27 protein-coding genes are annotated in these 25351 nt (G+C 68.9%); 13 read left to right on the forward strand and 14 right to left on the reverse strand.

The features are described 5' to 3' along the window. Positions 1 to 102 precede the first annotated feature (102 nt). Genes H7J06_RS14400 through H7J06_RS14415 form a run of 4 tightly spaced genes read left to right on the forward strand, consistent with a single transcriptional unit; the run spans position 103 to position 3989 of the window. A complete protein-coding gene (locus H7J06_RS14400) occupies positions 103 to 1569 on the forward strand; it encodes a pyruvate, phosphate dikinase (protein WP_264039577.1) in 1467 nt (488 codons plus the stop codon). Beyond that, positions 1566 to 2126, forward strand: coding sequence for a MarR family transcriptional regulator (locus H7J06_RS14405; protein ID WP_264039578.1), 561 nt, complete (start codon positions 1566 to 1568; stop codon positions 2124 to 2126). Before H7J06_RS14400 ends, H7J06_RS14405 begins: the two co-directional genes overlap by 4 nt. A gap of 22 nt (positions 2127 to 2148) precedes the next feature. After that, a complete protein-coding gene (locus H7J06_RS14410; RefSeq protein ID WP_264039579.1) occupies positions 2149 to 2790 on the forward strand; it encodes a response regulator transcription factor in 642 nt (213 codons plus the stop codon). A gap of 2 nt (positions 2791 to 2792) precedes the next feature. After that, positions 2793 to 3989, forward strand: a complete 1197-nt coding sequence (locus H7J06_RS14415; protein WP_264039580.1) for a sensor histidine kinase — start codon at positions 2793 to 2795, stop codon at positions 3987 to 3989. 11 nt (positions 3990 to 4000) lie between these two features. Here H7J06_RS14415 and H7J06_RS14420 read toward each other — a convergent pair whose 3' ends face one another. Next, positions 4001 to 4576 carry a TetR/AcrR family transcriptional regulator gene (locus H7J06_RS14420; RefSeq protein WP_264039581.1) on the reverse strand — a complete coding sequence of 192 codons (576 nt, stop codon included), beginning with the start codon at positions 4574 to 4576 and terminating at the stop codon, positions 4001 to 4003. A 100-nt stretch (positions 4577 to 4676) separates the two neighbouring features. Here H7J06_RS14420 and H7J06_RS14425 point away from each other — a divergent pair, with 100 nt between their 5' ends. Then, positions 4677 to 5438, forward strand: a complete 762-nt coding sequence (locus tag H7J06_RS14425) for an SDR family oxidoreductase (protein ID WP_264039582.1) — start codon at positions 4677 to 4679, stop codon at positions 5436 to 5438. Here H7J06_RS14425 and H7J06_RS14430 read toward each other — a convergent pair. The 9 genes from H7J06_RS14430 to H7J06_RS14470 form a co-directional block, all read right to left on the reverse strand. Next, positions 5399 to 7114, reverse strand: coding sequence for an HNH endonuclease signature motif containing protein (locus tag H7J06_RS14430; protein WP_264039583.1), 1716 nt, complete (start codon positions 7112 to 7114; stop codon positions 5399 to 5401). The genes H7J06_RS14425 and H7J06_RS14430 overlap by 40 nt on opposite strands. 98 nt (positions 7115 to 7212) lie before the next feature. Then, positions 7213 to 7632: a thiol-disulfide oxidoreductase DCC family protein gene (locus H7J06_RS14435; protein ID WP_264039584.1), complete on the reverse strand. Its 420-nt coding sequence runs from the start codon at positions 7630 to 7632 to the stop codon at positions 7213 to 7215. A gap of 29 nt (positions 7633 to 7661) precedes the next feature. Then, positions 7662 to 8801 (reverse strand): acyl-CoA dehydrogenase family protein, encoded by a 1140-nt coding sequence (locus H7J06_RS14440; protein WP_264039586.1) that lies wholly within the window; start codon positions 8799 to 8801, stop codon positions 7662 to 7664. Positions 8802 to 8812: 11 nt separating this feature from the next. Then, entirely contained in the window at positions 8813 to 9658 is an 846-nt protein-coding gene (locus tag H7J06_RS14445) for an EamA family transporter (RefSeq protein WP_264039762.1), read from the reverse strand. 33 nt (positions 9659 to 9691) lie between these two features. Then, complete coding sequence (gene pntB / locus H7J06_RS14450) at positions 9692 to 11113, reverse strand: Re/Si-specific NAD(P)(+) transhydrogenase subunit beta (RefSeq protein ID WP_264039587.1); 1422 nt, start codon at positions 11111 to 11113, stop codon at positions 9692 to 9694. 3 nt (positions 11114 to 11116) lie between these two features. Then, entirely contained in the window at positions 11117 to 12640 is a 1524-nt protein-coding gene (locus H7J06_RS14455) for a Re/Si-specific NAD(P)(+) transhydrogenase subunit alpha (protein WP_264039588.1), read from the reverse strand. A gap of 20 nt (positions 12641 to 12660) precedes the next feature. Next, entirely contained in the window at positions 12661 to 13752 is a 1092-nt protein-coding gene (locus H7J06_RS14460) for a PrsW family intramembrane metalloprotease (protein ID WP_264039589.1), read from the reverse strand. Then, entirely contained in the window at positions 13749 to 14291 is a 543-nt protein-coding gene (locus tag H7J06_RS14465; RefSeq protein ID WP_264039590.1) for a hypothetical protein, read from the reverse strand. The genes H7J06_RS14460 and H7J06_RS14465 overlap by 4 nt, the downstream gene beginning before the upstream one ends. A 66-nt stretch (positions 14292 to 14357) precedes the next feature. Next, positions 14358 to 15362: a magnesium transporter CorA family protein gene (locus H7J06_RS14470; protein ID WP_264039591.1), complete on the reverse strand. Its 1005-nt coding sequence runs from the start codon at positions 15360 to 15362 to the stop codon at positions 14358 to 14360. 189 nt (positions 15363 to 15551) lie between these two features. Between H7J06_RS14470 and H7J06_RS14475 the strand changes: the two genes are divergently transcribed. Further along, entirely contained in the window at positions 15552 to 15809 is a 258-nt protein-coding gene (locus tag H7J06_RS14475; RefSeq protein WP_264039592.1) for a hypothetical protein, read from the forward strand. Between the two features lie 53 nt (positions 15810 to 15862). Here the strand turns inward: H7J06_RS14475 and H7J06_RS14480 are convergent, their stop codons facing one another. Further along, the gene (locus tag H7J06_RS14480) at positions 15863 to 16642 is read right to left on the reverse strand and encodes a SigB/SigF/SigG family RNA polymerase sigma factor (RefSeq protein WP_264039593.1); all 780 of its coding nucleotides are present in this window, start codon (positions 16640 to 16642) and stop codon (positions 15863 to 15865) included. 478 nt (positions 16643 to 17120) lie between these two features. Here H7J06_RS14480 and H7J06_RS14485 point away from each other — a divergent pair, with 478 nt between their 5' ends. The 3 genes from H7J06_RS14485 to H7J06_RS14495 are packed head-to-tail and all read left to right on the forward strand — an operon-like array spanning position 17121 to position 19766. Further along, a complete protein-coding gene (locus H7J06_RS14485; protein WP_372515305.1) occupies positions 17121 to 17984 on the forward strand; it encodes an ABC transporter permease in 864 nt (287 codons plus the stop codon). Beyond that, positions 17981 to 19009 carry a taurine ABC transporter substrate-binding protein gene (locus tag H7J06_RS14490; protein ID WP_264039594.1) on the forward strand — a complete coding sequence of 343 codons (1029 nt, stop codon included), beginning with the start codon at positions 17981 to 17983 and terminating at the stop codon, positions 19007 to 19009. Before H7J06_RS14485 ends, H7J06_RS14490 begins: the two co-directional genes overlap by 4 nt. Positions 19010 to 19022: 13 nt before the next feature. After that, entirely contained in the window at positions 19023 to 19766 is a 744-nt protein-coding gene (locus tag H7J06_RS14495; RefSeq protein WP_264039765.1) for an ABC transporter ATP-binding protein, read from the forward strand. Positions 19767 to 19775: 9 nt separating this feature from the next. Here H7J06_RS14495 and H7J06_RS14500 read toward each other — a convergent pair whose 3' ends face one another. After that, complete coding sequence (locus H7J06_RS14500) at positions 19776 to 19889, reverse strand: hypothetical protein (protein WP_173008004.1); 114 nt, start codon at positions 19887 to 19889, stop codon at positions 19776 to 19778. A 140-nt stretch (positions 19890 to 20029) separates the two neighbouring features. On the opposite strand from H7J06_RS14500, the gene H7J06_RS14505 reads away from it, so the two are divergent. Continuing rightward, on the forward strand, positions 20030 to 20716 hold the full coding sequence (locus H7J06_RS14505) for a TetR/AcrR family transcriptional regulator (RefSeq protein WP_264039595.1): 687 nt from the start codon (positions 20030 to 20032) through the stop codon (positions 20714 to 20716). Further along, positions 20713 to 22503 (forward strand): acyl-CoA dehydrogenase, encoded by a 1791-nt coding sequence (locus H7J06_RS14510; RefSeq protein ID WP_264039596.1) that lies wholly within the window; start codon positions 20713 to 20715, stop codon positions 22501 to 22503. The genes H7J06_RS14505 and H7J06_RS14510 overlap by 4 nt, the downstream gene beginning before the upstream one ends. A gap of 4 nt (positions 22504 to 22507) precedes the next feature. Here H7J06_RS14510 and H7J06_RS14515 read toward each other — a convergent pair whose 3' ends face one another. After that, positions 22508 to 23617: an alcohol dehydrogenase catalytic domain-containing protein gene (locus H7J06_RS14515; protein ID WP_264039766.1), complete on the reverse strand. Its 1110-nt coding sequence runs from the start codon at positions 23615 to 23617 to the stop codon at positions 22508 to 22510. A 26-nt stretch (positions 23618 to 23643) separates the two neighbouring features. On the opposite strand from H7J06_RS14515, the gene H7J06_RS14520 reads away from it, so the two are divergent. Both H7J06_RS14520 and H7J06_RS14525 read left to right on the forward strand, forming a co-directional pair. Beyond that, positions 23644 to 24099, forward strand: coding sequence for an acyl-CoA thioesterase (locus H7J06_RS14520; RefSeq protein ID WP_264039597.1), 456 nt, complete (start codon positions 23644 to 23646; stop codon positions 24097 to 24099). A 37-nt stretch (positions 24100 to 24136) separates the two neighbouring features. Then, positions 24137 to 24571 (forward strand): SRPBCC family protein, encoded by a 435-nt coding sequence (locus tag H7J06_RS14525; RefSeq protein ID WP_264039598.1) that lies wholly within the window; start codon positions 24137 to 24139, stop codon positions 24569 to 24571. On the opposite strand, the gene H7J06_RS14530 is transcribed toward H7J06_RS14525, so the two are convergent. Then, positions 24568 to 25236 (reverse strand): GntR family transcriptional regulator, encoded by a 669-nt coding sequence (locus H7J06_RS14530; protein ID WP_264039599.1) that lies wholly within the window; start codon positions 25234 to 25236, stop codon positions 24568 to 24570. The two genes, H7J06_RS14525 and H7J06_RS14530, sit on opposite strands and share 4 nt — an antisense overlap. Positions 25237 to 25351 lie beyond the last annotated feature (115 nt).

Below are 25351 nucleotides of genomic sequence, written 5' to 3' on the forward strand. Positions count from 1 at the left end.
GTGACCGTTCATTGTGTTCCTTCCGATGACGTCGGGTACCCCGCACGTGCATACACTCGGGCGTTCCCTCCGACATGACTAGGCGAGATGAGTGGTCACGCGATGACGATCGGTGCAGGTAGCCGACACGCGGTCCCGTTGGACGACGCGCTCGACGACGCCGAGCGACGGGCGGTTGGCGGCAAGGGCCGCGCAGTCTCGGAGATGGTGGCGCTCGGGCTGCCCGTGCCGCCGGCGTTCTGCGTGACCTCCGAGTGGAGCGACGAGACGCCCTCGGAACTGGTCGACCGCCTGTGGCAGGACGTGCTCGGCGGGCTGAAGTTACTGGAGGAGCGCACGGGGCGCACGTTCGGTGGCGGCCCGAGGCCGCTGCTGCTCTCGGTCCGCAGCAGCGGGGTCACGTCGATGCCAGGCATGCTCGAAACGCTGCTCAACGTGGGCGTCGACGATGCGGTGACCGCCGCGCTCGGCGAGGAGTACTCCGCGCGGTTCGCCGAGGACACCCGGGAGCGCTTCCGGCGCGGCTATCGACGCGCCGTGGGCGGGGAGGCGCCCGACCAACCGCTCGCCCAGCTGCGCGGCGCCGTCGACGCGGTCGCGTCCTCCTGGTCGTCGAGCCGGGTCGACGCCTATCGCGCGCACCGTGGGATAGAACGCGGTGGCATCGCAATCCTGTTGCAGGCCATGGTCTTCGGCAACCTCGACGTCCGATCGGGCACCGGCGTGCTGTTCACGCGCGACCCGACGACCGGTGCGTCGACCCCGTTCGGCGAGTGGCTGCCCGCCGCCCAGGGGGACGACGTGGTGTCGGGCACCAGCGACTGCGAGCCCCTGTCGGGGATGCGGGAGAGCCTGCCCGCCGCCTACGACGAGTTGATCGACGCCGGCGTGCGTCTGGAGCGACTCGGCGGCGACGTCCAGGACGTCGAGTTCACCGTCGAGGCGGGCAAGCTGTGGCTGCTGCAGTCCCGGGTGGCGCAGCGCTCGCCGCACGCGGCGCTGCGGTTGGCGCTGGCGTTCCGCGACGAGGGCCTCGTCGACGACGCCGGGGTGATCGAGCGGGTCACCCCCGAGCAGCTGGCGACGATCCTGGCGGTGCGAACGGCGCCGGCCGGGCCGCCGTTGGCCACCGGCGCCGCCGCCTGCCCGGGAATCGCCTCGGGCCTGGCCTGCACCACCAGCGACGACGCCATCGCCGCGGCCGACGAGGGTCGTGACGTCATCCTGGTGCGACCGACGACCAGCCCGGACGACGTCGCCGGCATCATGGCGGCCAACGGTGTCGTCACGGAGGTGGGCGGCGCCAGCAGCCACGCCGCCATCGTCGCGCGTGAACTGGGCATTCCGGCAGTCGTCGGCTGCGGGGTCGGGTTGACCGCGGCGCTGGCGGGGCTGGTGATCACCGTCGACGGCGACGCGGGCGAGGTGCGGGTCGGAGAATCCGCGTCGACGGAGGCGGTGCTCAGCCCGGATTTGTCGAGGTTCGCCGACATCGTGCGCGCGGCGGTCCCGGACGCCGTCGGCGACCTGCCGGCGCTGCATCTCGCCGCCCGCGCGGCACGCCCATGAGCGACCTCGCCCTGCTGCAGACGGTTCGGCTGAAGGGTCGGGTCGCCCGCGCTGAGCTGACGGGTCCCGTCGACGACTGCGTTGCGACCGGACTGCTGGTCGACGCGCCGATGGTCCGGCTGACCGACGCGGGCCGAACCAGGTTGGCCGAACTGCTGGCCGACGAGCGCGCCACCGTCGACCGTGCCGCCGCCGACCGGGTGTACGAACGGTTCTTGGTGGTCAACGGCGGCGTCAAGCCTCTGATCTCGCAGTGGCAGCTGACGAGGGATTCGGCGGGGCCCGACGAGGTGACCGCCGTCCTGGACCGGCTCGAGGACCTGCACCGCCAGGCAGTGCCGGTGATCGCGGCGGCCAGTGACCTCGTCGCGCGGCTCGGGAGTTATGCGGATCGCCTCGACGCCGCCCTGCGCCGGGCGCGTGACGGTGACATGTCCTGGCTCACCCGCCCGATGGTCGACTCGTATCACACGGTGTGGTTCGAGCTGCACGAAGAGCTGATCGGCTTGGCCGGGCGGACGCGCGCCACCGAGGCCGAATCCGGAAGCGGCGGCTGAGTCTTCGTGCGAAGCTGGCGGCGTGACGGCTGAGAAGGTGCGCGTGGTGGTGGGTGACGACCACCCACTGTTCCGCGACGGCGTGGTACGCGCCCTGAGTTCGAGTGGTTCGATCGACGTGGTCGCCGAGGCCGAGGACGGCGTGGCCGCCCTGGCGCTGATCCGGGAGCACGGTCCCCAGGTGGCGCTGCTGGACTACCGGATGCCCGGTCTGGACGGCGCCCAGGTGGCCGCAGCGGTGCGCCGCGACGAGTTGCCGACCCGGGTGCTGCTGATCTCCGCCCACGACGAGTCGGCGATCGTGTACAGCGCGTTGCAGGAGGGTGCGGCGGGATTCATCTCCAAGGACTCCAGCCGCTCCGAACTGGTCGACGCGGTGTTGAGCTGCGCGAAGGGCCGCGACGTCGTCGCCCCCAATCTCGCGGCCGGGCTGGTCGGCGAGATCCAGCGGCGCAACGAGTCCGATGCCCCCACGCTCAGCGCCCGGGAGCGCGAGGTGCTCAGCTACATCGCCGGCGGACAGACGATCCCCGCAATGGCCAAGAAGATGTTCCTCGCCCCGTCGACGGTGAAGACCCACGTGCAACGGCTCTACGAGAAGCTCGGCGTGGGCGATCGGGGCTCGGCGGTCGCCGAAGCGATGCGCCGCGGGCTGCTGGAGTAGCCGTGGACCGCGCGTCCCGGCAGCTCGTCGACTACTTCGCCGCCGAACCCGTCCGCGTCTCTGCGCTGCTGCGGCTCCCGCTGATCGGCCTGATCGGCTTCCTGGTCTGGATCTGGGAGGTGGACAGCTGGCTGCCCGAGGTCTACGCGGCCATCCTCGGGGCGTACTCGATCGCGGCGGTGCTGTGGGCGGTGGCGGTGTTCCGCGGGCCGGTGCCGACGTGGGGTGGTCGGCTCTCCACCGGCGTCGACGTGCTCGCGGTAGTGGCGCTGTGCGTGGTGTCCGGCGGGGCGACGGCGGCGCTGCTCCCGGTGTTCTTCCTGCTTCCGCTGTCGGTGGCGTTCGGGGACCGGCCGGTGTTCACCGGGGTTCTCGGCATCAGCACCGCGGCGTGCTATCTCGGGGCGTGGATCGTCTACTCCAAGCGCGACGATCACGTGGGATTGCCCGACGTCGTCTACCTGCAGGTCGGCTTCCTGATCTGGTTGGCGGTGGCGACGACCGCCCTGTGCTTCGTGCTGACCCGGCGGGCGGCGAGGGTGGCCGCGCTGCTGGACGTGCGCCGCAGGTTGGTGGCCGAGTCGATGCAAGCCGACGAGCGGACCAATCGGGAGCTCGCCGAGCATCTGCACGACGGGCCGCTGCAGACCCTGCTGGCCGCCCGCCTGGAGCTCGACGAGGTGCGCGACCGGATGCCCGACCCCGCGCTGGACATGGTGTACGCGGCGCTCAACGAGACCGCGGTCGGTCTCCGGTCGACGGTGACGGCGCTGCATCCGCAGGTGCTGGCCCAGCTCGGGTTGACGCCCGGAGTGCGAGAGCTGGTTCGCCAGAACGAGAGTCGCGGCGACGTGAACATCACCGCCGAGTTGGAGGACGTCGGCAAGCCCGTGTCCCAACCGCTGCTGTACCGGGCGGCGCGCGAACTGCTGGTGAACGTGCACAAGCATGCGGGCGCACGCAACGTCACCATCCGCATGTTCCGCAAGGGCGATCGCGTGGTGCTTACCGTGGCCGACGACGGCGCGGGTTTCGAGCCGTCGATCGTTGATCAGCGAGTGGCCGAGGGGCACATCGGGCTGGCGTCGCTGCAGGCCCGGTTCGACGCGATGGGTGGTGCCATGTCCATCGACTCGGGTGTCGGCCGCGGAACCGTGGTGACGGTGACGTCCCCACCGGAGGTCCTAGAACTCGTGTGAGTCCTTGTCGTTCAACGGGATTGGAATGCCCCGGCGGTGGCGAGTGCCACCCGGGCGCGGGCGCGCTGCGGGTCGTCGCCGAAGCGGTCGATGGCCCACGAGATGGCCGTGACCAGTTCGAAGAGTTCGTCGGCGGTGACGGAGTCCGAGGCCGACCCGTCGGCCTTGGCGCGGTCGAGGAAGTGGCGCGTGCGAGTGGTCAGGCGGGTGGCGACGTCCTGCACCGGCGACGTGGCGTCCTCGATCGAGGTGGCGATGCAGGTGGGCAGGTCGTTCCAGATGCGCAGTTGCCATGCGACGCGTTGAAGCCACTCGCGCAACGCGTCGTCGGCGGACATCTCCTGTTCCAATTCTGCTGAGCCGTCGATGATTTCGACGATGCTCTTCTCGATCACCGCGGCCAGCAGGTCGTTGCGGGTGGGAAAGTTCCGATAGAGGGTGGCGTTGCCCACGCCGGCGGCGGTCGCGATCCCGTCGATGGGCGCGAAGATTCCCTCTGCGTCGAAGATCGCGAGCGCGGCGCTGAGGATCGCGTCGCGATTGCGCTGAGCGTCTGCGCGTAACGGCCGAGAAGTTTGTGTGGCCACGGACACACCATCCTCCCCATTGCACAAGTGGGGACCGTCCCCACATAATCGAAGTGGGGAGCTACCCCACTTGAGGCACGACTTTACCGCAGGAGTGACGATGGCAGAGCGACTGGACGGGCGAACGGTGTTGGTGACCGGCGCGAATGGCGGGCTCGGTGAGCATTTCGTGCGACAGGCCCTCGAGCGCGGCGCGACGAAGGTGTACGCCACGGCCCGCACGCCGAGGAATTGGGGGGACGAGCGCATCGTCGGGTTGGCACTCGATCTGACCGACCCGGCGTCGTTGTCCAGTGCGGCCGACGCCGCGTCGGACGTCGACCTCGTGGTGAACAACGCGGCCATCGCACCGGCCGACGACGTGTCCGTCGCGACCGGTGACGAGGAAGTCACGCGTCGCATCTTCGAGACCAATTACTACGGAAACCTGCGCGTCGCCAAGGCGTTTGCGCCGGTGCTGGCTGCCAACGGCGGCGGTGCGCTGCTCAACGTGTTGTCGCTGGCGGCATGGCTTCCGCTGCCCACGGCGTACGCGGCCTCGAAGGCGGCCATGTGGTCGGCGACGAATGCGCTGCGCGGCGAGCTCGCCCCCGCCAACACCACCGTCACGGGAGTCATCGTCGGAATGGTGGACACGGCCATGTCGGCACGGTTCGACATGCCGAAGGTGAGCGCCGCAAGCGTGGTGGACCAGGCCTACGACGGCGTGGTGAAGGGCGCGTTCGAGGTGCTCGCCGACGACGACTCCCGGGACGTGAAGACCCGGATGAGCGACTCCGCCGAGGATCTCAGCGCCTACCTCGTCGCGAAGCTCGAATCCTTCTACGCCGACCTCGGCGGGGCGCCGGCCGGCGCGGTGTAGGTCTGGGCGTCGTCTGCCGCCTGGTTGAGTTCGCGTTCGCGTTGGATGCGGCTGGCGCGGTCCTGGGCGCGGGTGGTCGTGCGGCGCGGCATGGTCAGCCCCGACGCGGGACGTCCTGGAACGCCGCTCGCCTCAACGCTTCTGGTGGGTTCGGATAGTTCGGGGAACAGTAGTCGGCTGCCCGGGGTCGTGGTGTGGGTGCGGTCGTCGGGTGCGGTCCACACGATGGTGCCGTCGTCGAGTTGTTGATCCCGCCAACCACTCTCACCGGCCCAGAACGTCTTCAGCAAGTGGTGTCGACGGCACAGGCATTTCAGGTTGGACGCCGCCGTCGGCCCGCAGGGCCACGGGATGCTGTGGTCGACGTCGCAGTGGGTGGCGGCCACACGGCAGCCCGGGAAGCGGCACGTCAGGTCGCGGCAGCGCACGAAGTCGGCCAACTTCTTCGACGGTCGGTAGCGGGGTTCCGGTGGGGCTTGCCCGGGGTGCACGATCGGGGTGATGGTGGCTCCGAGCGTGGCCCGGCACGCGATCGCCCCGGGCAGGAACTGCCCACCCATCATCGCCGCCGGCCGAATGGTGGCCAGCCGTCCCGGGGTGGGGGTGAGGGCCTCGGTCAGGGTCAGCTCGCGCAGCGGCTTGCCGAACATCGCCGGCGGTTCGCCGTCGAGGGCGGTGCGTTCGTCGGCGGGAGCCGGGGTGGCCGGGGTGTCGGCCGACTCCTGTGCCGCGGCAGCCTGGTTGGCTGTCGCAGCGTCGTCGGTGGAGTCGCTGTCGTCGGTGGGGGTATCGTCCGACCCCTCGAACCCATCGGACCCATCAGGCGCCGGCGCAGGCGGCGGTGGTGGTGCAGGTGGCGCTGGCGGCCGCTCGTCGAGGGTGTCCGCGCTGGCGATGACGTAGACCACCACCCCCGTCGAGGGCGGGTTGTGCGCGGCGGGGCAGTCCTCGGTCCCACAGAGGCAGGCCAGGCGGTCCGCCCCGTGGGACAGCGCACCCATCGCATCGGAGCGACGCTGATCCAGGGTGCGGGGGTCGGCCGGGCAGACGGTGCGGGCCAACGCGTCGACCCGGGCGTCGAACGCCTTCGCGTCGTGAGCGAACAACGTCGCAAAGACCGTCGCCATCCCGCTGCCGTCCTCGTCCCCGATCTCCACCGACCGGCCCCGGGCCCGGGTCTCGGTGCGGATCACCGCCTGCGGGTCGACCTGGGCGACGAACCCGTCGATCGTCTTCTCCAGCGTCGCCACCGACATGGGTTCCCGGGCGCTCAACGCCGCCGCCAGCATGGCGTCGAGAGCGTGGAGGGCGTCGGGGTCGACGACCAGCGCACCGCGCTGCACCACCGTCCGCACCAACTGATAAGTGATGAGCCCCTCGGCGAACACCGCGGCAACCTTGGGGAACCGCTCGTGCAAAGCCACGGCGACCAACAACTGGTTGGACGCGGCCCCGGTGGTGATCCGCAGGACCGCCCCTATGTGGGCGGCGACGAAGTCCCAGGTGTCGGTGCACCACAGGTCCCGCTCCTCGGACCCCTCGGCGGCGGAAGCCTCGTCGAACATGGCGGCCATCACGGCGACCTTGCGGGCACACGCGGCCGACTCCGCCCGCGACCACGCCTCCACCGCACCGGCACCCGAAGTGTCGGTAGCGATGGACAATGACTCGAACATGCATTCGAATCTACTCGTGAACTACGACACGCAACAGGTGTCAAGCGCAGCCTGTGGATAACTCCGAAAGCGTCAGTGGCGCTAGATGTTTGGGTGATTCAAGCGACGAAGCGCGCGCGCACTTCGGGCGCTGGCAGCGCGCACGAATCCACCCTGCCGAACACCCGGTAGCGGATGGCTGCGAAGCGGTCGTACAGCCCGTCCCGGACCGGCGCCGGGATCACCCGGGCCGCCGCCCCGAGCGCCTGCCACGGGCCACCGAGATACCGGGCCACCCGGAGGGCCGCCTCCGAGCGCACGGACACGTGCTCGTCGGCACTCTCCGGGTTCTCGACGTAGACGACCGAGTCCACGCCCGCCAACTCCGGATGGCGTTGCAGCACAGCGGCACCGAAGTCGCTGTCGAGCGCGGCGAACCGCATCTCGCCTCGCCGGTCCACGCGCAGGACGAACTGCACGGCGCCGTCACAGAAGCCGCACGTGCCGTCGTAGAGCAGGATGGCCGGGTTGTTCGTCATACTTCAGGTCTACCCCCTTTCGGCGGGACCTACGTTGTGAGACTGCGCGCAATCACCAGACGCTGAATCTGGTTGGTGCCCTCGAAGATTTGCGTGATCTTGGCCTCGCGCATGTAGCGCTCCACGCGGTAGTCGCGCGTGTAGCCGGCGCCGCCGAAGACCTGTACGGCGTCGGTCGTGACCTTCATCGCCGCGTCGGTGGCCACCAACTTCGCCACGCTCGCCTGCGTCGAGTACGTCTGGCCGAGGTCGCGGCGCCGCGCCGCGTCCAGGTAGGTGGCCCTGGCGCTGCCCACGGCAGCGGCCATGTCGGCGAGCAGGAAGCCCAGGCCCTGGTGGTCGACGATCTTGCGGCCGAACGTCGTTCGCTCGTTGGCGTACCGGCATGCGTCGTCCAACGCGGCCTGCGCGATGCCCGTGGCCACCGCCGCGATGCCCAGTCGGCCGGCGTCGAGCGCGCTGAAGGCGATCTGCAACCCCTGGCCCTCGGCGCCGATGCGGCGGTCGGCGTCGACCACGGCGTCGTCGTAGAACGCCGTCGTCGTCGGGATGGCGGCCAGGCCCATCTTCTCCTCGGGCTTGCCGAAGCTCAGCCCGGGCAGGTCGCCTGGCACCAGGAAGCACGAAATGCCCCGCGATCCCTCACCCGTGCGAGCGAACAGCGTGTAGAAGTCCGCGACGCCGCCGTGGGTGATCCACGACTTGGTCCCGTTCAACGCGTATCCGCCGTCGGTGGGCACCGCCGCGCACCGTAGCGCGGCGGCATCGGATCCGGCCTGTGGTTCCGACAGGCTGTAGGCACCGATTCGGTTGCCCGACAGCATGTCTGGGAGCCAGCGCCGCTTTTGCTCGTCGGTGCCGAACGCCAACAACGGGTGCGACGACAGGCTGTGCACGCTGACCGCGACGGCCACGGCGGCCCAACGGGCGGCGATCTCCTCGAGCACCTGGAGGTAGACCTCGTAGGGCTGCCCGCCGCCACCCCACTCCTCGGGCTGCGGCAGGCTGAGCAGCCCCGCGGCGCCCAGTTGGGCGAACACTCCGTCGGGATAGGTCTCGGTGCGCTCGTGCTCGTCGACGATTGGATCCAGGAGCTTGTCGGCGACGTCGCGGGTCAGGGCGATCAGTTCGGCGGCCTCGTCGGAGGGGAGTAGGCGGTCGACCGACATGGTTGCATCTCCTAGTTTCGCGTTTCGCCAACTGTATCGCCGCGTTCCGCGCTGACCACGAGCGCAGCCATCACCAGCGCGATCCCGGCAACTTCGGCAATCGTCGGCCGCTGCGCCAGCGCGACGGCACCGACGACGGCGGCCGTCGCCGGCAGCAGTGCCAGCAGCAGCGCGAATCGGGCGCGGCCCATCCGCCGCAGCACCACCTGGTCGAGTCCGTACGGCACGGCCGTCGACAGCACGCCGACCGCGGCGCCCAGCGCCCAGGTGCGTGGGTTGGCGAACACCGAGGCGTCGTCGGTCAGTTGGCCGATCAACATGGGCGCGGCGAGCACCACGGCGGCGACGGTCATCCCGACGGCCAGCGAGTCCAGCCCCGAACCCGCGTCGGCGACCCGCTTGCCGATGAGCACGTACCCGGCCCACAGCGCCGCGGCCAGCAGCGCGAAGCCCACGCCAGCCGGGTCGACGCCCAGTTGCACCCCGGCCACCAGGACGACGCCGACGACCGCAAGGAGGACGGCGACCAGGTCCCGGCCGCGTCGCGACCCCAGCACGGCCACCGCCACCGGGCCGAGGAACTCGACCGCCACTGCGGTGCCGAGGGGGATGCGGGCGATCGCCTCGAAGAACGTCACGTTCATGGCGACCGTGACGACGCCGAAGCCGGCCGCCGCGACCAACGAGCGACGGGTCCAGCGCGTCCGCCACGGCCGCCGCCAGGCGAGCAGCGCCACGGCGGCCGCCGCCGCCCGAAGCCACGCCACCGCCGCCGGATCGGTGGTCTCGAACAGGAACACCGCGACGGCGGCCCCGACGTACTGCGACACGGCACCGACGACGAAGAACAGCGGCATCGACCACGCGGGCACGCGGGTCACGACGACGAGCTACAGCGCGGCGTTGATGGCGTCGACGCGGTCCTTGGCGTCGCCGAAGAGCATCTGGGTGTTCTCGCGGAAGAACAGGGGGTTCTGCACGCCGGCGTAACCCGATGCCATGGAGCGTTTGAACACGATCACGTTGTCGGCGTTCCACACCGTGAGGACCGGCATGCCGGCGATCGGGCTGGAGGGGTCTTCGGAGGCCGCCGGGTTGACGGTGTCGTTGGCCCCGATGACCAGGACGACGGAGGTGTCGTCGAAGTCGTCGTTGATCTCGTCCATCTCCAGCACGATGTCGTAGGGCACCTTCGCCTCGGCCAGCAGCACGTTCATGTGCCCGGGCAGGCGGCCGGCGACGGGGTGGATGCCGAAGCGGACGTTGACCCCGCGCTCGCGGAGCTTGCGGGTCAGGTCGGCGACGCCGTACTGGGCTTGGGCGACGGCCATGCCGTAGCCGGGGGTGATGATCACCGAGCTGGCCGAGTTGAGCAGTTCGGCGGCGCCGTCGGCGGTGATCTCGCGGTGCTCGCCGTAGTCCTTGTCCTCGGCGGGCCCGGCCTCGATGCCGAAGCCGCCGGCGATGACGGAGATGAAGGACCGGTTCATCGCCTTGCACATGATGTAGGACAGGTAGGCACCGGAGGAGCCGACGAGCGCGCCGGTGACGATCAGCAGGTCGTTGGACAGCAGGAAGCCCGAGGCTGCGGCGGCCCAGCCGGAGTAGCTGTTGAGCATCGAGACCACCACGGGCATGTCGCCGCCGCCGATGGAGGCGACCAGGTGCCAGCCCAGCAGCAGGGCCAGCACGGTGACGACGATCAGCAGCCACAGCGCCGGGCTGATGACGAACCACACGGTGAGCGCGACGAACACCACCAGCGCGCCGACGTTGAGGAAGTTCTTGCCGGGCAACATCAACGGGGTCGACTTGATCCGCGCCGAGAGCTTGAGGTTGGCCACGATCGACCCGGTGAAGGTGACCGCACCGATGAACACCCCGATGAAGACTTCGGCGGAGTGGATGCCGAGCAGGTTCTGCCCGTCCAGGACGGCGGCCTCGGCGCCGGCGAGGTCGCCCTCGACGTGCAGGTAGCCGTTCCAGCCGACCAGCACCGCGGCCAGGCCGACGAAGCTGTGCAGCAGCGCGATCAGTTCGGGCATCCCGGTCATCTCGACCACGCGGGCGCGCCACAGACCGATCGCGGCACCGATGGCCATGGCGCCGACCAGCAGGGCGATGCCCAGGGGCTCGATGTGGCGGCTGATCGCCAGGGCGATGGTGGCGACCAGCGCCACCGCCATCCCGGCCATGCCGAAGGTGTTTCCGGCCCTCGACGTTTCGTGCTTGGACAGCCCGGCCAGGGCCATGATGAACAGCAGGGCCGCGACGACGTAGGCCGCGGTGGCAGTGGTCTCCAGGGTGAACATGGCTTAGCTCCTCGAGAACATGGCGAGCATGCGACGCGTCACCGCGAAGCCGCCGAAGACGTTGATGCTGGCCAGCAGGATCGCGACGGCAGCGAGGGACGTCACCACGGGGTCGCCATGGCCGATCTGCAGCAGGGCACCGACGACGATGATCCCGGAGATCGCGTTGGTCACCGACATCAGCGGGGTGTGCAGCGCGTGGTGCACGTGCCCGATGACGTAGTAGCCGATCACGATCGCCAGCGCGAAGACCGTCAGGTGCACCTGCAGTGCGGCCGGGGACAGTGCGATGAGCACGAACAGCACCGCGGCGGCGGCGAAGGTGATGCCCAGCCGGCGACCCGCGGTCATCGGCTCCTTGACGGGCTTGGGCTCGACCGGGGCGGTGACGGCGGCGGCGGGGGCCGCCGAGACTTGCACCGGGGGTGGCGGCCAGGTGATCTCGCCGTCGCGCACCACGGTCACCGACCGCTGCACGACGTCCTCGAAGTCCAGTCGAAGTTCGCCGTCCTTCTCCGGGGTGAGCAGCTTGAGCAGGTTGACCAGGTTGGTGCCGTAGAGCTGGGACGCCGTCGCGGGCAGTCGCCCGGCGAGGTCGGTGTAGCCGATGATCGTCACGCCGTTGTCGGTGACGACGGCCTGGTCCTTCACGGTGCCCTCGACGTTGCCGCCGTTGGCCGCGGCCATGTCGACGATCACGCTGCCGGGCTTCATCGAGGCGACCATCTCGGCGGTGATGATGCGCGGCGCGGGGCGGCCGGGGATCAGCGCGGTGGTGATGATGATGTCGACGTCGCCGGCCTGCTCGGCGTACAGCGCCGCCTCGCGGGCCTTGTAGTCCTCGCCCATCTCCTTGGCGTAGCCGGTGGCCGAGACCTCCGCGGCCTCCTTGTCCACGTAGAGGTACTCCCCGCCGAGGGACTTGACCTGGTCGGCGACCTCGGGTCGCGGGTCGGTGGCCCGCACGACGGCGCCCATGCTGCCCGCCGCGCCGATGGCGGCCAGCCCGGCCACGCCGGCGCCGACGACGAGCACCTTCGCCGGGGGGACCTTGCCCGCCGCGGTGACCTGTCCGGTGAAGAACCGGCCGAAGGCGTGCGCGGACTCCACGACGGCGCGGTACCCGGCGATGTTGGCCATCGAGGACAGCACGTCCAGTGACTGCGCCCGGGAGATGCGGGGGACGGCGTCCATCGCCAACACCGTGATGGGCCGGGTGGCCAGCGCCTCGAGCAGTTCGGGCTTGAGCGCCGGGGAGATCAGGCCGACCAGGGTCGCCCCGTCGCGCAGGGCGGCGATCTCGTCGTCGTTGGGTGCGTTGACCTTGAGGACTACCTGGGCTCCCCAGGGATCCCCGATACCGGCGCCTGCCTCGACGTACGCGGCGTCGGAGAAGCTGGACGCGGCGCCCGCACCGGACTCCACGACCACGGAGTAGCCCAGTTTGAGGAGTTGGCCGACGGTCTGCGGTGTGGCGGCGACACGCGTCTCACCCGCGTGAGACTCGCGCGGAATCCCGATCTGCATCCGAAGAGTCTCGCATTTGCTCACCGTGCAGTTGCGCACACCTCGTCCGTGGCGATGCGGTCCAGCGCCCAGCGCTGCTGAGCCGCGACGGCCCGCTTCGCCGCTCGGCCGCCCGTCCGACGGGCCTGTTTGCGCAGCGCGCGTCGTCGGCGGCCGGTGGGCAGTGAGTCCAGCACGGCCGCGTCCACCTCGGCCAGCGGCACCGCGTCGCGTCGCGTCGCGATGCACTCGACGACCCGTCGGCGCTCGTAGCGGAGCAGCACGAGCACCGCGGTGACGAACACGGCGATGTTCACGGCGAACTTCCATAACACGCTGAGAACCGGACCGTCCCAGACGAAGTGCATGAAGGACGCGCTGGCCAGCAACACGACGGCGACGGCGACGCGACGCAGCCGAGACCAGCCGACGTCGTTGCGGAACGTCGGAAGCAACAGCAGGACGCCGACGGCCGCCAGCCCGGTGTAGGCCCAATGCGCGGGCACCGACGTCAGCGCGCGCACCAGCAGGCTGCCACCGGCACCGCTGGTGTCGGAGTCCAGGCTGCCGATCGCATCGTTGGTGGCGTACGTGAGGTCTTCGGCGATGTCGAAGCCGAAGCCGACGAACATGCCGACCAGGAGGGCGTGCGAGATCCGGTTGAACACCGAGGCGCAGAGCACCAGGACGACCGCGGCGCACATCGCCTTCGCGGCTTCCTCGACGAATGGCGCCGTCAACGCCGCCGACCAATCGGCGTAGGTGTCGGGTTCCAGATAGCGGGCCAGGATCTGCCCCATCTCGTCGTTGCCCTGCAGGGCCATGGCGAGCGCGGTGCTGGCGCCCAGCGCCGAACCGGCCACCAGCCCCTGCTTGTACTGGCGGACGCTGCGGAAGGGGTCGCAGGCGAACATCAACCACACCAGGAAGGCCATCAGCGCCAACCACGCGGGGGCCAGGACCAGCTGCGCGGAGAACGTCTCGTGGAACGCCTGACCGTAGTGGGTCAGCACGAACAGAATTCCGACGAGCAGGGTGACTGCGTACAGCCAGAAGACAGCCGACTCGGGGCGGTAGACGACGGCCGGTCGCAACCTCGTGCCCTGGGGCGTGTCCAGGAGGTCGGCGGTCATGACTGCTCCCTGGTGAACGGTGCGACGACGTCGGCGATGGTGGGGGTCGACTCCCGGTTGCCGCCGAGGGCGATCACCGACACCATGACGTCGTCGTCGGACAGATAGGCGCAGGAACCCGTGGCCTGGTCGGTGAGGGCGACGCACGTGTCACCGGACAGCGAGCCGTCGGCGGTCGCGATCCTTCCCCCGTCGAGGGTGGTGTGGACGTCGTCCACCCGGTTGGACCGCATCAGCCGCTTGGCAACGGCTTGGGGATCCCGGCCGTCGAGGTCGTAGAGCTGGACGAACACGGCCCCACCGTCACCGCGGAGGATGGCCTGGTCACCGAGATTCTGGACCTGCCAACCGTCGGGTGCGGCGATGGCGACCGCCGCTCCCTCGACACTCGTCAGGGTCATGACATCGGCGGATTCGGCAGTCTCCCAGACCGTTTCCGGCAACCACGAGTTGACCAGCGTCGGCACGCCGGGCACGGCGATCAGGCCGACGGCCAGGGCCAGGGCCGGTCCGCGCTCCTTCAGTTTCGTCCTCACCACGATCGGTCAATGTAGTGCGGGCGAGCCGAGTTTGCTCGCAAATGTGACGGTCACGTCAAATAAAGTTCATAGCCAGTCTCGCTTGCGGAACATGACGTACAGGATGACCACCAGGAGCACGATCACCGCGGAGCTGGCGACGAAGCCCGCGACGGTGTTGATGCCGGGGTATTCGACGTTCTGGCCGTAGAAGCCGGTGACGGCCGTGGGAACGGCGATGATCGCCGCCCACCCGGTCAGCTTCTTCATCACCGTGTTCAACCGGGCGTCCTGCAGTGACAGGTTCGTCTCGAACACGGTGGTGACCATGTCGCGCAGCGACTCCGTCCACTCCGAGGCGCGCAGCACGTGGTCGTACAGGTCGTCGTATAGCGGATTGAGCTCGGGCGAGGTCTTCGAGTCCAGCCGCCGGCTCTTGATGGCGCTGACGACTTCCCGCATCGGCAGCACCACCCGGCGCAGCTCGACGAGGTCCTTGCGGTAGCGGAAGGTGCGTCGCTGCAACCCCCGCCTGGGACCGCTCTCGTCGAACAACTCGTCCTCGAGCGACTCGATGCCGTCGTCGAGGCTCTGCACGGCGTCGAAGTGTCCGTCCACCACGACGTCGAGCAGGCCGTGCACCAGCGCCCCGACGCCGTACTGCTGCCCGCCGAGCTCGTCGAACCGTTGGGAGACGTCGTCCATGGCGAAGCCGGGGTCGTCGCCCGCCAACGGTGGCAGGCGCACCGTGATGAGGCCGCGGGGCAGTACGAATGCCGAAATGCGGTGCTTCACCAGCGTCGAGGTCGAGTCGTCGACCGCGTCGATCATCTGAATCGCGTAGACGGTGAAGAACGTGTGCGTGCGGTAGACGGTCGCCTTGGTGCGCTCGTTGGGTGCGGTCGAGTCCTCGACCGCCCACATGTTGAGCGTGAGCTCCTCGGCCAGGGCGGCGAGCGTCTCGTGGTCGGGGTCGTAGATGTCGGCCCAGACCAGAGTGTCCTCGGAGCCGAGGCAGTCCGAAATGGCCGAGAACGTGAAGCCCTCCACCGGTTCTCCCCGAACCCACATCCGTCCGCGCACTTCGGTCATGGCGCCATCATCCCGCAGCGGCCTGGCATCTCGGTTGGGCACCGATCCCGCATCGACATCCACGGGCCTGGTGCAATCGCGGCGACGTGGCCCCACGATGGCGAGCAGTGAATTGACGTGCTCGACGAAGGGAGGGCTGCTGCGATGAGCGTGGTGGTCGAACGTGGACTCGCACGATGCCCACGGTGTGTGGCCGTTGCCGATTACACCTTCATCGAGTCGGGTCCCAATTCGTTGCGCTACGAGGTGGATTGCGGCAAGTGCGGTGAGGCCTACCGCGAAGTGCACAACCCCGTGGCGCCCGCCTTCACGGCGGCCGTCGACGCGTTGGTCGTGCTCCCGCCGCCGGTCCTGCCGTCGGCCTTCGAGATGCGCAAGCGGCAGGCCGTGGCCTGGCTTGCCGGCCTGCGGACCAAGGCGCTCGCGCGCGCCGGTCGGGGCACCTAGCGCAGAGCGAGGCCCCTCCCCGGATACCAGGAAGGGGCCTCATCGAAGCGGGTCTACAACTGGTTGCGCAGCTCCCGCAGGGTCTTCTCCAGAATTCTGGACACGTGCATCTGGGACACTCCGATGCGCTCGGCGATCTGACTCTGCGTCATCGACTCGAAGAAGCGCAGGTAGAGCACGGTGCGCTCGCGCTCGGGCAGGGCCGCGAGCAGCGGTCGGACCGTCTCCTGGTCGGTGATGCGGTCGAAGGAGAAGTCGACCTCGCCAACGGTGTCCGACACCATCCGCGGTGCCGAATCGCCGCTGGAGACGGGCGCGTCGATGGAGTGCACGCGGTACGCCTCGGCGGCCAACAGGCTGTCGACGATGTCCTCGCGGCTCATGTCGAGCAGGTCGGCCAACTGACCCGCGGTCGGTGCCCTACCCAGGGTTTGCGTCAATTCCATTGTGGCCCTGGTGATGTGACCGTGCCGATCCTTGAGCCGACGCGGCACGTGCATCGACCAACCATGATCGCGGAAGTGCCTACGCACCTCGCCCATCATCGTCGGTACCGCGAAGGCCACGAAGTGAGAGCCCTTGGTCGGGTCGAACCGGTTGACGGCCTTCACCAGGCCCAACCTGGCAACCTGGGTCAGGTCCTCGATGTCCTCGCCGCGGCCACCGTAGTGGCGGGCGATGCGATCGGCCAGGGGGAGACACCGGTTGAAGATCGCCTCGCGCCGACGGTCGACGTCGACTGCGCCGCCCAGGGTGTGGAACATCTCCATCACGTCGGCGTATTCGTCGACTTCCGGTGCGTTGGCTACCGGGCGTTCGAGTTGTACGGTCACGCGAACATCACCCCGACAAAGTCACTGGCGGTAGTTTCCGTTGTGCAGCAATGGTTTCCCACAGTTGGACCCCCTAACAGGCGTCCATGGGCGCAGCGCGAACACGAAGAAGACGTCTAAGTGCAGCGTCGAGCCCGATCCGTCTACGACGGAACCGGCAATTTGCCGTAGCCTCGCGGGGAAGAGTTGGGCGCAACGTCTCGCAGGTTTTCTCAACGAGATCGGCGCTACCCAATGGCGTCGCGGGGCTTCGTGCCCGCTTTGCACTAAACGGGGATGTCCTTAGTGGACTGGTTCCACCCTACGCCCTACGGCTACTAACCGGTAGGCCGGTGACTAAAACTCTTCACGAGCGAAGCTGTGTACCTGCTGGGTGTGAACAGGTAGAAACGGCGGATGGCTACGGCACCTTCTGTTGATACCTGCTGTCGCTGAACGCGTTCCGTCCAGCCCAGCCTCGCAGAAAGTCGTAGGAATCGTGTCGGTCTTCGTAGACGTCGCGCAGGAGGAGTCGCACGCCGAATCCCCGCGTGGGCGCACCTCCGCAAACCCCTGGCGCCGCCGGCTGACCAGGGCCGCGCTGCCCGTGCTGTCGGTCGTCGTCTTCGGGATCGGGTGGCAGCTCGTCGCGGCCGCCGGACTGTGGAACCAGACGTTCGTGCCCTATCCCAGCACCGTCTGGAAGGCGTTCGTCGACGTCTCGACCACCCACGACGGCACCCGGGGTTACGCGGGCTACCTGCTGTGGGAGCACCTGTACATGACCCTGCGGCGGGTTCTGGTCGGGGTGGTGATCGGCGTCGGACTCGGCGTCGCGCTCGGACTGGTCATGGGTTCCGTCGGTTGGGTGCGCAGCGTCCTCGAGCCGTGGCTGACGTTCCTGCGGGCACTGCCGCCGCTGGCCTACTTCTTTCTGCTGGTCATCTGGCTGGGCATCGACGAAGCACCGAAGATCACGCTGCTCGCGCTCGCCGCATTGCCGCCCGCCGCCGTCGCCACCACGGCCGCGGTGGTCGCGGCCCCGGTTGGGTTGACCGAGGCGGCGCGGGCGCTCGGGGCGACGCGGCTGCAGGTGATCCGTGACGTGGTGGTGCCGTCGGCCCTGCCCGAAACGTTCACCGGCATCCGGCTGGCGGTCGGCATGGCCTACTCGTCGGTGGTCGCCGCCGAGCTCTTCAACGGCATCCCCGGCATCGGCGGACTCGTCAAGGACGCAAGCAACTACAACAACACCCCCGTGGTGCTGGTCGGCATCTTCGCCATCGGTTTCTCGGGCCTGATCATCGACGGTCTACTTCGCGCCGTAGAGCGGCGCGCCGTCCCATGGAGAGGAAAGATATGAAGCTGAGGGCACTCGTCACCGCGGCGGTGGTCGCCACCTTGGCGCTCGCCGGCTGCTCGGTGGACCACTCCGGGCAGGATGCCAGCAAGCCGACGATTCGCATTGGCTACCAGTCCTTTCCGAGTGGTGACCTGATCGTCAAGAACAACAAGTGGCTCGAGCAGGCGCTGCCCGACTACAACATCAAGTGGACGAAGTTCGACTCGGGGGCCGACGTCAACACCGCGTTCATCGCCAAGGAACTCGACTTCGGCGCACTCGGGTCGAGCCCCGTCGCCCGTGGCCTGTCGGCACCGCTGAACATTCCGTACAAGATCGCCTTCGTGCTCGACGTCGCCGGCGACAACGAAGCGCTGGTGGCCCGCAACGGCAGCGGCGTCAACACCATCGCCGATCTCAAGGGCAAGCGCGTCGGCACCCCCTTCGCGTCCACCGCGCACTACAGCCTGCTGGCGGCGTTGGCGCAAAACAACCTGTCCGCCAACGACGTTCAGCTCGTCGACCTCCAGCCCCAGGCAATTCTCGCGGCCTGGGATCGCGGAGACGTCGACGCCGCCTACACCTGGCTGCCCACCCTCGACGACCTGCGCAAGACCGGCAAGGACCTGATCACCAGCCGCCAGCTGGCCAAGGACGGCAAGCCGACGCTCGATCTCTCGGCGGTGGCCGACGACTTCGCCAGCGCACACCCCGACGTCGTCGACGTCTGGCGCAAGCAGGAAGCCCGCGCCCTGACGACCATCAAGGACGACCCGGCCGCGGCGGCCAAGGCCATCGCCGCCGAGATCGGACTGGATCCCAAAGACGTTGAGGGACAACTGAAGCAAGGCGTGTACCTGACCCCCGATCAGGTGTCCTCCGCCGAGTGGCTCGGTTCCGACGGCAAGCCGGGCAACATCGCAGCCAACCTGGAGAGTGCCTCGCAGTTCCTGGCCGAGCAGAAGCAGATTCCGGCCGCGGCGCCGTTGAAGACGTTCCAGGACGCGATCTACACCAAGGGACTGCCCGGTGCCCTCGGCGAGTGACGTCCGCGGCGGCGTGCGGATCGAAGACCTCGCGCATCGCTACGGCGACGTCACCGCCCTCGGTCCGGTGAACCTCGACGTCGAACCCGGTGCGTTCCTGGTCTTGGTCGGCGCGTCGGGATGCGGCAAGAGCACCCTGCTGCGCCTCATCGCCGGTTTCGAGGAACCGACCGCCGGCCGGGTGCAGGTCTCCGGCGACGCCCCCACTCCCGGCGTGAGTGCGGGCGTGGTGTTCCAACAGCCGCGGCTGTTTCCGTGGCGCACCGTGGCCGGCAACGTCGACCTGGCCCTGAAGTACGCCAAGGTGCCGCGGGAGCGACGGGCCGAACGGCGCGATCAGCTGCTGCAGCGCGTTGGTCTGGAGGGCACCGGCGATCGGAAGATCTGGGAGATCAGCGGCGGCCAGCAGCAGCGGGTCGCGATCGCGAGGGCACTGGCGGCCGAGACGCCGCTCTTCCTGCTGGACGAGCCGTTCGCCGCGCTTGACGCCCTGACCAGGGAGCGGTTGCAGGAGGACGTCCGCCAGGTCAGCGCCGAGACCGGTAGGACCACGGTGTTCGTCACGCACAGCGCCGACGAGGCTGCGTTTCTGGGGTCTCGGATCGTCGTGCTGACGCGTCGTCCGGGTCAGGTCGCCTTGGACTTGCCCGTCGACCTTCCACGTTCGGGCGTCGACCCCGACGAACTGAGGCGCTCGCCCGAATACACTCGGCTGCGCGCCGAAGTCGGCCGCGCCGTGAAGGCTGCGGCCGCTTAGCTGGCTGAGTTAGACCGGCGGGTAGGCCGGCGGCGGGTACACGCCGCGCAGGCCCCACGGGATGAAGTTGAAGAAGTACTCGGCTTCGTCGCTGATGTCGTAGTCAGGATTCGGATCCATCATTACCTCCATGCGGGCCGACTTTGAGCAGAGTCTAGCCCGGATTGAGCCGCGCCGACCAGTGGACGCGGGGGATTGCCTAGACTGGCCAACCAGTTGATTGGTACCCGGGTGGAGCCCCGGCCTACATATAGTGAGTCGCCATGTCCACCACCGAGCCAGACTCTCTTCGCGCAAGCGGCTCATCGCCAACCCCGCCCAACGGCCCGACCCGTCGTGAGGAGCTGCTTGCCGTCGCGACCAAGCTGTTCGCGGCGCGGGGCTACCACGGCACCCGGATGGACGACGTCGCCGACGCGGTCGGTCTGAACAAGGCGACGGTGTACCACTACTACGCCAGCAAGTCGCTGATCCTGTTCGACATCTGCAAGAGCGCCGCCGACTTCACCGTCGGCGCCCTGCACGACGACCCCTCGGCGTCGGCGCGCGAGATGATCTACCACTTCACCCGCAGGCTGTTGGTCGGCATCGCCAGCGACATCGAGCGCGGGGCGGTCTACTTCCAAGAGGCGCCGTACATCACCGAGTGGTTCACCGAGGAACAGGTGGCCTACATCCGCAAGGCCGAGACCTCGGTGTACGAGCACGTCCGCGACGTCATCGACCGCGGCATCGCCAGCGGAGAGTTCTACGACTGCGACTCCCACGTGCTGGCCCTCGGCTACATCGGGATGACGCTCGGGTCCTATCGCTGGCTGCGGCCACAGGGCCGCCGCACCGCACAGGAGATTGCCGTCGAGTTCAGCACCGCCCTGCTTCGCGGCCTGATCCGCGACGACGCGGTCCGCACCGAGGCGCCGCTCGGCATCGACGTTCCGGAGGCCCAGTGAAGTCCACCCTGCTGTCGCGGCGCGACCTCGACTTCCTGCTCTACGAGTGGTTGCGGGTCGAGGAGCTGACCAAGCGGCAACGCTTCGCCGAGCACTCCCGCGACACGTTCGACGGCGTGCTGGACCTCAGCGAGGAACTGGCCGAGAAGTACTTCGCCCCGCACAACAAGAAGAGCGACGCCAACGAGCCGACCTTCGACGGCCAGCGCGTCACCGTCATCGACGAGGTCAGGGAGGCCCTGGGCGCCTTCGCGCAGGCCGATCTGATCGGCGCCGGCATGGACGAATCCGTCGGCGGCGCACAGCTTCCCGTGTGCGTGGCCCAGGCGGGGTTCGCCTACGTCTCGGCGGCCAACGTCAGCACGTCCGGCTACCTGATGCTGACGGTCGCCAATGCGAACCTCATTGCGAAGTTCGGCGACGACCAACAGGTCGAGGCGTTCGTCAAGCCGATGCTCGCCGGCCGGTTCACGGGCACGATGGCGCTCTCGGAGACACAGGCGGGATCGTCGCTGGCCGACATCTCGACCCGCGCGGAGCCTCGGGGCGACGGCACCTACCGGCTGTTCGGTTCGAAGATGTGGATATCGGGGGCCGAGCACGAACTCAACGAGAACATCGTCAACCTGGTGCTGGCGAAGATCCCCGGCGGGCCGGCCGGCACCAAGGGCATTTCGCTGTTCGTCGTGCCGAAGTACCTCGTCGGCGCCGACGGCTCGGTTGGGGAGCGCAACGACGTCACCGTGGCCGGGCTGAATCACAAGATGGGACAACGCGGTCTGAGCAACACTGTGCTCAACTTCGGCGAGGGCGTGCACACGCCCGACGGTGACGCCGGTGCCGTGGGCTACCTCGTCGGCGAACCCCACCGCGGCCTCGCGTACATGTTCCACATGATGAACGAGGCCCGCCTGGCCGTCGGGATGGGCGCGGTGTCGCTGGGCTACACCGGCTACCTCAAGTCCGTCGAGTACGCCCGCGAACGAACGCAGGGCCGGGTGGTCAAGGACCCCGCCACGCCGCAGGTGCCGATCGTCGAGCACGCCGACGTCAAGCGAATGCTGTTGGCGCAGAAAGCCTACGTCGAGGGTGGGCTGGCGCTGGGGCTGTACTGCACCAAGCTGATCGACCTGCAGCGCACCGCGGAGTCAGCCGAGGAGGCCGAGCACGTGACCGACCTTCTCGACATCCTGGTGCCGGTCGCCAAGAGCTGGCCGTCGCAGTGGTGTCTGGAGGCGAACAGCCTGGCCATCCAGGTGCACGGGGGCTACGGCTACACCCGTGAGTACGACGTCGAACAGCACTACCGGGACAACCGGCTGAACCCGATTCACGAGGGTACCCACGGCATCCAGAGTCTGGATCTGTTGGGCCGCAAGGTGACTCAGCGCGACGGTGCCAGCCTGGCCGAGCTGGGCAAGGCGGTGACGGCGACCGTCGAACAGGCCACCGCCGCGGGCGGGGAGGCCGCCGACCTCGCCGCGCTGCTGCGTTCGTCGTGGCAGCGGATCGTCGAGGTCACGGCCGCGATGTACGCCGTCGACGACGCCGAGGCGACGCTGGCCAACAGTGCGATCTACCTGGAGGCGTTCGGGCACGTCGTGATGGCGTGGATCTGGCTGGAGCAGTTCGTCGTGGCCGACGGGCAGGCGGGCGACTTCTATGACGGCAAGCGCCAGGCGGCCAGGTACTTCTTCCGCTACGAATTACCTAGGACCGCACCGCAACTCGACCTGCTGGAGACGCTGGACCGCACCACGTTGGACATGCGCGACGGCTGGTTCTGACGGCTCAGGCGAACTCGATGATCTGGCGCACCGCCCGGCCGTCGGCCAGTTCGTCCATGCCCTCGTTGATCCGGTCGAGTTCGATGGTCGAGGACACCAGCGACTCAATGGGAAGCCGCCCCTCCCGCCACAGTGCCACGAAGCGGGGGATGTCCCGTGCGGGGACCGCGGAGCCCAGGTAGCTGCCGATCAGCGAACGGCCCTCGGCGACGAATCCCAACGGTGCCACGCTGATCCGGGCGTCCGGATGGGGGAGCCCCACCGTCACGGTGCGCCCACCGGGGCCGGTCAGGGCGATCGCCGTCTCCAGGGCGGCGGGATGACCGGCCGCCTCGATGACGATGCGGGCCTTGAGGTCACCGGCGTCCTCGGGCGTGACGACGGTGTGGGCACCCATCTCGGCAGCCCTGGCCAGTTTGTCCGGCACCTGGTCGACGGCGATGACCTCGACGTCGTCGTGGGCGAGCGCGGTCAGGAGCGCCGCCATGCCGACCCCGCCCATGCCGACGATCGCGACCGTGTCTCCCGGTCGCGGCTGACCCGCGTTGAGCACCGCACCGCCTCCGGTGAGCACCGCACAGCCCAGCAGTGACGCCACCACCGGCGGGACGTCGTCGTCGACCGGCACCACGGAACGGCGGTCGACCACGGCATGGGTCGCGAAGGCCGAGACGCCGAGGTGGTGCAGCACCGGCCCGCCGTCGGCGGCCAGTCGCGTCCCGCCGGCCAGCAGCACGCCCGCGCCGTTTGCGGCGCTGCCGGGGATGCACGGCGCCAATCCGTCGGTGTCACACGCCGCGCACTCGCCGCATCGCGGCAGGAACGTCATCACCACGCGCTGCCCCACCGCGACGTCGGCCACCCCGGCGCCGACCTGCTCGACGACGCCCGACGCCTCGTGGCCCAGCAGCATCGGCACCGGCCGCACGCGGGAGCCGTTGACCACCGACAGGTCGGAGTGGCACAGCCCGGCGGCTTCGATCCGGACCAACAGCTCGGTGTCACCGGGCGGAGCGAGTTCGAGGTCGGTAATCGTCAACGGCTTGGACTCGGCGTAGCGCTGGGGCGCTCCGATGCGGTCGAGCACGGCTCCACGGATCTTCACACCCGACAGCTTGCCCGCACTGACAGACTCGTGGGGTGAGCTCGAGCGAACGGGACCTGACGTCACGCGACTTTCCGGTGCACTGGCCGGTGCTGACCCGGTGGACCGACAACGACATGTTCGGCCATCTCAACAACGCGGTGTACTACCAACTGTTCGACACCGCCATCAACGCGTGGCTCAACACGACCACGGGTCACGATCCGCTGGCCGCGCCGGCGCTGGGGGTCGTCGCCGAATCCGGCTGCCGCTACTTCGCCGAACTCCAGTTCCCCGACCCACTCGTCGTCGGGTTGGCCGTCACCCGGCTCGGCACCAGCAGCGTCACCTACCGCTTGGCGGTGTTCGCTCCGCCCGAGACGCCCGACGACGCGAAACCCGTTGCCGCGGTGGGCCATTGGGTGCACGTCTACGTCGACCGTGACAGTCGCCGGCCCGTCGCGGTCCCCGAGACGCTGCGCGCCCTGCTGGAGACCGCGGTCACCACCTGATCCAATCGCGGGGCGCCGCTGCCGATATGCTCGCCCGATGCCGCTCGTGAGCAAGACCGTCGAGGTCGAGGCCCCCGCCGAAACGATCATGGCGATCGTCGCGGACTTCGAGTCCTACCCCCAGTGGAACGAGGAGATCAAGGGCTGCTGGATCCTGGCCCGTTACGACGACCAGCGGCCCAGCCAGTTGCGCCTGGACACGTCCGTGCAGGGCATGGACGGCACCTATATACAGGCCGTCTACTACCCCGGCGAGAATCAGATCCAGACGGTCATGCAGCAGGGTGACCTCTTCTCCAAGCAGGAGCAGATGTTCTCCGTGGTCGCCATGGGTCCGACGAGCCTGCTGACCGTCGACCTGGACGTCGAGGTCTCGATGCCGGTACCGGCCATGATGGTCAAGAAGGTGGTCAACGACGCCCTCGAGCATCTGGCCGACAACCTGAAGAAGCGCGCGGAGTCGCTCTCCTAGGTCCAGAGACCCAGCTCGTCGAGCCGTGCGGTGAGCCGTCGGGCGCCGTCGGTGAACTGGGCGTCGGTCACCTGCACGACGACGTCGACGTCGCGGCGGCGTAGCGCGGCGATCAGTGCGCGACGGTTGGCCACCGCATGGTGGCCCCATTGCGGATCGTTGGCATAGATGTGGGGCGGCAGGTATCGGGCCGCGTGGAGCATGAACCACGCCAGCTTGATCCGCCCCGACGCCCGGTTGAACGTCCGGTGGAAGGCGAACTCCGCTTCGACGACCTCGGCGGTGTCCTGCCGGCCGATGGCGTCGGCCACGGTCTCGGCGAGCCGTTCGAGCTCGTCGATCTCCTCGTCGGTGATGCGTTCGGCGGCCGACCGGGCAAGCTGGCCGGCGATCACGGCCTGCAACCAGAAGATGTCCTCGATGTCGTCACGGGTGAACGGGGAGACCACGTGCCCGCGGTGCGGTTCGAGCTGCACCATGCCCTCGCCGCGCAGCGTCCGCAGGGCTTCGCGGACGGGTGTGATGCTGACGCCCAGCTCGGCGGCCGTCTCGTCGAGGCGGATGAACGAACCCGGCCGCAGCGCGCCGGACATGATGCGGACCCGCAGATGCCCGGCGACCTCGTCGGAGAGTTGTTCGCGTCGCGGCCTCACCGGTGCGCTCACGGTACTCGTGCCTTCATCGATCCCCCGCCGTCGGTGCCCGTTGCCCGGGCTTGTCCACGAGCGACCTAGGCCATAGTGTGACCGGGGCAACACCATGTTTGATCAAATATCAACG

Source organism: Mycolicibacterium hodleri (assembly GCF_025822245.1).
Taxonomy (GTDB): Bacteria; Actinomycetota; Actinomycetes; order Mycobacteriales; family Mycobacteriaceae; genus Mycobacterium; species Mycobacterium hodleri.